General features: G+C 72.4%; 5 protein-coding genes. All 5 read left to right on the top strand.

Annotated elements, in window-relative coordinates; all coding sequences use genetic code 11:
• Positions 1-778: 778 nt before the first annotated feature.
• Positions 779-1,747: an NAD-dependent epimerase/dehydratase family protein gene (locus FF100_RS27840; protein WP_139039008.1), complete on the top strand. Its 969-nt coding sequence runs from the start codon at positions 779-781 to the stop codon at positions 1,745-1,747.
• Entirely contained in the window at positions 1,744-2,490 is a 747-nt protein-coding gene (locus FF100_RS27835) for an SDR family oxidoreductase (protein ID WP_139039007.1), read from the top strand. The genes FF100_RS27840 and FF100_RS27835 overlap by 4 nt, the downstream gene beginning before the upstream one ends.
• A gap of 9 nt (positions 2,491-2,499) precedes the next feature.
• On the top strand, positions 2,500-3,888 hold the full coding sequence (locus FF100_RS27830; RefSeq protein ID WP_139039006.1) for an NAD(P)-binding domain-containing protein: 1,389 nt from the start codon (positions 2,500-2,502) through the stop codon (positions 3,886-3,888).
• 129 nt (positions 3,889-4,017) lie between these two features.
• The gene (locus FF100_RS27825; RefSeq protein ID WP_139039016.1) at positions 4,018-5,616 is read left to right on the top strand and encodes an ABC transporter substrate-binding protein; all 1,599 of its coding nucleotides are present in this window, start codon (positions 4,018-4,020) and stop codon (positions 5,614-5,616) included.
• 17 nt (positions 5,617-5,633) lie between these two features.
• Complete coding sequence (locus FF100_RS27820; RefSeq protein ID WP_139039005.1) at positions 5,634-6,665, top strand: ABC transporter permease; 1,032 nt, start codon at positions 5,634-5,636, stop codon at positions 6,663-6,665.
• Positions 6,666-6,669: the final 4 nt, after the last annotated feature.

Genomic DNA, 6,669 nt, shown 5'->3' with positions numbered 1-6,669 from the left:
GGACCTGGGCGGGCTCGCAGGGGATCTGGTGGAAGGAGGCGACGAGGGCCAGCGCCCCGAGGCCGGAATCGGGCCGGGCGGCGGGCAGCTCGGCCTGACCGGGGCCGGCCTGTGCGGCCGTGTTCTGCACCATGTCCCGCTCTCCCCCATTCCGAGGCGCGCCGTGCCGGCGCGAACCCACGCCGCGTTCCGCTCCCGGTCTACAACGTACACGAGATTTCGACCGTTCGTGACCAGCCTGGAGCGGCCCGGGGCGGCGAAGTCGCGGCACCTCTCCGGGACGCGCATGTGTCACGCCGGCCGCCCGGAGAACCCCTTTGTCCCGGGTGGATGATGGTTTCATGACACCTGGACGGCGGGGCGGCCGACCCTGTGCGGACGGACGGCTGCCCGGGCGGAACGGTGCGCCCCTCCCCGATTCTTCCCGAAACGTGCGCGTCCGTCGCAGGGGACACCCCGATCCCGGCCGGATTCCGGATCAGGCCCGCGGGAATCCGGTGCGAGCCGAGCCCGGCGCCGGGTCGGTCGCGGCGGCCCGTGATGCTGTGCGGGCCGCAGGATTCGTTTCCCGGTTTGGCCCCCTCCGCCGGCCCGGAGCCCATCGTCGTCAGTAACGCAGAAGTTGTGCGGCGGGGACCGCGGCCGATCCTCGCCCGGGCGCCGGCCCGCTTCGTGCATGGCCGGGACAGGACATCATCGAAGGGCCACGCGTGCCGGCATTCCCCATCCGCGACGAACCGCCCGCCCCCTCGCCGGCCGGCTGGCCGCGGCCGTCCGCATGAGCATCGTGATCCTGGGCGGGGCCGGCTTCGTCGGGCTGAACCTCGCCCGCGCCCTCGTCGATCGCGGCCGGAGCGTGCGGCTCCTCGACCGGGCGCCGCCCCCGCCGCCGCTCCTGCGGGCGCTGGCCGCCCCGCCGGGCTCCCTCGTCCTCGGCGACGTCACCGATCCGGCCTGCCTCGCATCCGTGATCCGGCCCGGCACCGACGCCGTGGTGATCGCCGCCGCGGTAACGGCGGATGCCGCCCGCGAGGCGGCCGATCCGGGTTCGATCCTCGCCGTCAACCTGACGGCGATGGTGCCGATCCTCGACGCCTGCCGCCGGGCCGGGGTGCGCCGGGTGGTGAACCTATCCTCGGCGGCGGCCTACGGCGCGGCGGATGCGGCTGTCCTGTCCGAGGATCTGGCGACACGGCCGGAGAGCCTCTACGCCGTCACGAAGTTCGCCTCGGAGGCGGTGCTGGCGCGGCTCTGCGGCCCCTGGGGCCTCGACGGGGTCAGCGTGCGCCTGAGCGCGGTGTTCGGTCCGTTCGAGCGCGACACGGGTTTGCGCGACACCCTGAGCCCGCAGGCGCAGATCTGGGCCGCCCTGGCGGCCGGGGCCCCGGCCCTGCTGCCGCGGCCCGGCCGGCGCGACTGGCTCTACGCCCCCGACGCCGCCGAGGCCGTGGCCCGGCTCATCGCGGCGCCGCGGCTGGAGCACAGGCTCTACAACGTGTCGAGCCCGGCGGTCTGGCCGGTCCTCGCCTGGGGCGAGCGGCTGGCGCGGGGGAAGCCCGGCGCCGTCTGCCGCCTCGCCGAACCCGGAGAGACCCCGACGATCGCGCTGCACGGCGAGCGCGACCGGCCGCCGCTCGCCACCGCACGGCTGCGCGACGAGCTCGGCTGGGAGGCGGCCCATGGCTGCGCGGCCTCCGCGGACGCGTTCCTGGCTTGGCAATCCCGGTTGAAGGAGAGTGCGACATGAGGCTCGACGGCAAGGTCGCGGTGGTGACCGGCGGCGGCTCCGGCATCGGCGCCGCGACGGCGCGGCTGTTCGCCGAGGCCGGCGCTCGGGTGGCGGTGATCGACCGCGACCGGACGGCCGCCGAGGCCGTGGCCCATGAGATCGGCGGCCTCGCCCGCGCCTCGGATGTCGGCGATCCCGACGCGGTCGCGGTCGACACGGCGGCGATCGTCGACGCCTTCGGCGGCCTCGACGTGCTGGTGACGGCGGCGGGCTTCTCCGTCGGCGGCACCGTCGAGACCACCGCGCCGGAGGATTGGGATGCGGTGTTCCGCGCCCATGTCGGCGGGACCTGGCTGTGGGCGGGGCAAGCGGTGCCCCTGATGCGGGCGCGGGGCGGCGGGGCGATCGTCACGGTCGCCTCGCAGCTGGCGCTCGCCGGCGGGCGCGGCAACAGCGCCTACATCGCCGCCAAGGGTGCGGTGCTCAGCCTCACCCGGACCATGGCGCTCGACTTCGCCGCTGACGGCATCCGGGTCAATGCCGTGGTGCCGGGCGCGATCGAGACGCCGCTGCTCGCCCGCAGCTTCCGGCGCGCCGCCGACCCCGATGCCGCCCGCGCCGCCTCGGAGGCGCGGCACGCGATGAAGCGCCTCGGGCAGCCGGAGGAGGTCGCCCGCGCCATCCTGTACCTCGCGAGCCCGGCCGCCTCCTTCACCACCGGCGCTGCCCTGCCGGTCGAGGGCGGCTGGCTCTCGGCCTGAAGGAACCGCATGTCCCTCGACGCCCTGCTCGTCCGCATCCGCGACGAGATCGCCCGCACCGCGCATCCCCGCGCGCCCTGGCTCACGCCGCGCAAAGGCCCGGACGGCGAGCCGGCCCACGACGTCATCGTGGTCGGGGCCGGCCAGTCCGGCCTCGCCATCGCGTTCGGGCTGATGCGGGCGCAGGTGACCAATGTCCTGGTGCTCGACCGGGCGCCGGAGGGCCTGGAGGGCCCCTGGCTCACCTACGCCCGGATGCGCACCCTGCGCAGCCCGAAGGACTTCACCGGGCCCGATCTCGGCCTGCCGGCGCTGACCTATCAATCCTGGCACGAGGCCCGTTACGGCGCGGACGCCTGGGAGGCGCTCGATCTCATCCCTCGCGAGGACTGGGCCGCCTACCTGGCCTTCGTGCGGGTGGCGACGGGCGTGCCGGTCGAGAACGGCGTCACCGTGACCGGGATCGCGCCGGCGGAGGGGCTCATCGCCGTGACGGATGCCCGGGGCCGCGTGCGCCACGCCCGCAAGGTGGTGCTCGCCACCGGCCAGGAGGGAGCCGGGCGCTGGGCGATCCCCGAGGTGCTGGCCGACCTGCCGGCAGGCCGTGTCGCCCGCACCGACGACGCGATCGACTTCGCGGGGCTCGAGGGCAAGCGCGTCGCGGTGATCGGCGCCGGCGCCTCGGCCTTCGACAACGCCGCGACGGCGCTCGAGGCCGGCGCCGCCGAGGTCCATCTGCTGTGCCGGCGCGCGGAGGCGCAGGTGGTGCAGCCCTACCGCTGGCTCACCTTCGCGGGCTTCCTGCGCCATCTCGGCGACCTCGACGATGCCTGGCGCTGGCGCTTCATGAGCGCGGTGATGGGCTTGCGCGAAGGCTTCCCGCAGCCGACCTGGGACCGCTGCGCCCGGCATCCGAACTTCCATTTCCGGCCCGGCTCCCCCGTCACCGCGGCGCGGATGGAGGACGGCGCAGTTCGCCTCGACACGCCGAAGGGTGCGGTCGCCGCCGATCGCGTCATCGCCGCCACCGGCATCGCCGTCGATTACGCCGCGCGGCCCGAATTGTTAGCGTTTGCCCACAACATCGCCACCTGGGGCGACCGCTACGCCCCGCCGCCCGAGGCGCGCGACGACCGCCTCGCCGCCTATCCGTATCTCGGCGACGATTACGCCTTCACCGAGCGCGAGCCCGGCCTGACGCCGTGGATCCGGGACATCCACCTGTTCGGCATCGCCTCCACGGTGAGCCACGGCCCCTCCGGCTCGTCGATCAACGCGATGACCACCGCCGTGCCGCGCCTCGTCTCGGGCCTCACCCGGGGGCTGTTCGTCGCCGACCTCGACCGGCACTGGGCCGATTTCCGCGCCTACGACGTGAAGCAGGCGGTGCTGCGCTGACGCGATGCCTCGGGAGCGCCTGTTCCCGGAACGATCCCCGGTCTCGGGTGACCCGTGCTGGAACGGCCCTTGCAAGACGGCCGGCCGGAACCAGGGATGCAGGAAGGGACGGGCGTGACGAAGACCAGCATGCGGATGGGTGGCCTCGCGGCGGCGTTCCTCACCGCCCTCGTCGTGGCGGCGCCGGCCCACGCCCAGAGCCGGGCCGAGACCCTGCGCTACGTCACGGGCGCGGCGGTCAACACCCTCGACCCGACCATGCCGGGCACGACGCGCGAGGCCTTCGCGATCAGCCTCTCGACCTATGACCGCCTCGTCAGTTTCGGCCGCAAGAAGCTCGGCGACAACTGGGTGTTCGACCTCGACGCGATCCGCGGCGAGCTCGCCGAGCGCTACGAGGTCAGCCCCGACGGCCTGACCCTCACCTTCTTCCTGCGCAAGGACGCCAAGTTCCAGGACGGCACCCCGGTCACGGCCGACGACGTGAAGTGGTCGCTCGACCGCGCCGTCTCGGCGAAGTCGCTCGCCGGGCCGCAGCTCCTCACCGGATCGTTGACCAGCCCAGACCAGTTCACGGTGGTCGATCCCCACACGTTCAAGGTGACGCTGCCGAAGCCCGACCGGCTGGCCCTGCCGAACCTCGCCACTGTCTACGCCATCATCATCAATTCCAAGGTCGCCAAGGCGCACGCGACCCCCGAGGACCCGTGGGCGCAGGCCTGGCTCAAGGATCACGCCGTCGGCAGCGGCGCCTACAGCGTCGACGTGTTCAAGCCCGGCGAGCAGGTCGTGCTGAAGCGCAACGCCGACTGGACCGGCGCCGCGCCGGACAAGCCGGCCGGCTTCAAGCGCGTCATCGCCCAGACCATCCCCGACCCGGCGACCCGCGCCAACCTCGTCGAGAAGGGCGATGCCGACATCGTCATCGACCTCCAGGCCAACGACGCGCTGGCGCTGAAGGAGCGCGGCAAGCTGAAGGTGATCGCCACGCCGCAATTCAACGCGCTGACGCTGATCTCCTTCAACACGAAGATGCCGCCCTTCGACAAGGCGGAGGTGCGCCAGGCGCTCGCCTACGCCCTGCCCTACGACGCGATGTTCAAGGCCGCCCTGTTCGGCCGCGGCAAGCCCCTGTTCGGCGCGACCTGGGGCGAGGGCGATCCGGCCGCCGCCTTCCCGGTGGCGCAACCGGTGACCCTCGATCTGCCGAGGGCCAAGGCTCTGCTCGCCAAGGCCGGGCTGCCGGACGGATTCTCGACCACCTTCAGCTTCAATGTCGGCCAGGCCGCCACCGCCGAGCCGATGGCGGCGTTGATCCGCGAATCGCTGGAGAAGATCGGCGTCAAGGTCGAGATCCAGAAGCTGCCCGACGCCCAGATGTCGACGCAGGTGAGCGAGAAGAAGCTGCCGTTCTTCACCGAGGGCATCGTCGCCTGGCTGCCGTCGCCCGATTACTTCTACCGCAACTTCTACACCGGCAACCAGCGCTGGAACTACAGCTCGATCGACGATCCGGAGATCAACGAGCTCGCCGCCAAGGCCCGGTTCGAGCGTGATCCGGCCAAGTACGACGACGAGGTCCGGGCGCTGAACCGGCGCAACTTCGCCCTGATGCCGCAGATCCCGATCTGGCAGCCGAACCAGGATGCCGTGATGGCGCAATCGGTCGAAGGCTATACTTATCAGTTCCACCGCCAGGTCGATTACCGCGACCTGTCGAGGAAGTAGCAAGGGAAGGAGTGCTCATGGCCTCCGCCGGTATCGTCGCCCGGCGCACCGGGCGGCGTTTCCTGTCGTCGCTCCCGGCGCTCCTCGGCGTCCTGGTCTTCACCTTCCTGCTGATGCGGGTGCTGCCCGGCGATCCGGCGGTGTTCTTCGCCTCCGGACCCAATGCCGGCAAGGCGGAGATCGAGGAGATCCGCCGCCAGATGGGCCTCGACAAGCCGGTGCCCGAGCAGCTGGTGCGCTATCTCGGCGATGTCGCCCGCGGCCAGCTCGGCCGCTCGATGACGACCGGCCAGCCGGTGCTGACCGATCTGCGCCAGCGCCTGCCGGCCTCCCTCGAACTCACCTTCACGGCGCTCGCCATCGCGCTCCTGCTGGCGATCCCGCTCGGCATCGCGGCGGCGCTCCGGCCGGGCTCGGTGGTGGACCATGCGGTGCGCTTCCTGTGCGCTCTCGGGGTCTGCGTGCCGACCTTCGTGTCGGGCCTGCTGCTGATCTACGTGTTCTACTACCTGCTGGGCATCGCCCCCGATCCGACCGGCCGGGTCGACGTGTTCGCCGCGAGCCCGCCGGACATCACCGGCTTCCTGCTGATCGATTTCCTGCTCGTCGGCGACTGGGAGGGCTGGCGCGCCGCGGCCGGGCAATTGGTGCTGCCGGCGCTCACCATGGCGCTGTTCGTGCTGGCGCCGCTCGCCCGCATCACCCGGGCGGCGATGCTGAGCGTGCTCGGCAGCGACTTCATCCGCACCGCCCGCTCGCTCGGCCTGCCGCGCCGGCGGGTGATCGTCACCTATGCGCTCCGCAACGCGATCCTGCCTGTCCTGACCATCGCGGGCATCGTCTTCTCCACCATGCTCGGGGCCAACGTGCTGGTCGAGAAGGTGTTCTCCTGGCCGGGCGTCGCCTCCTACGCCCTCGATGCGCTGCTCGCCTCGGATTACGCCCCGGTCCAGGGCTTCGTGCTGCTGATGGCGAGCCTGTTCGTCGTCGTGAACCTCACGGTCGACGTGCTGTACGGCCTCGCCGACCCGCGCGTCTCGATCGAGTGATCCG

The sequence above is a fragment of the Methylobacterium terricola genome, from assembly GCF_006151805.1.
Taxonomy (GTDB): Bacteria; Pseudomonadota; Alphaproteobacteria; order Rhizobiales; family Beijerinckiaceae; genus Methylobacterium; species Methylobacterium terricola.
Note: the sequence above shows the minus strand (reverse complement) of the source record. Positions and strands in the feature narration are given on the sequence as shown.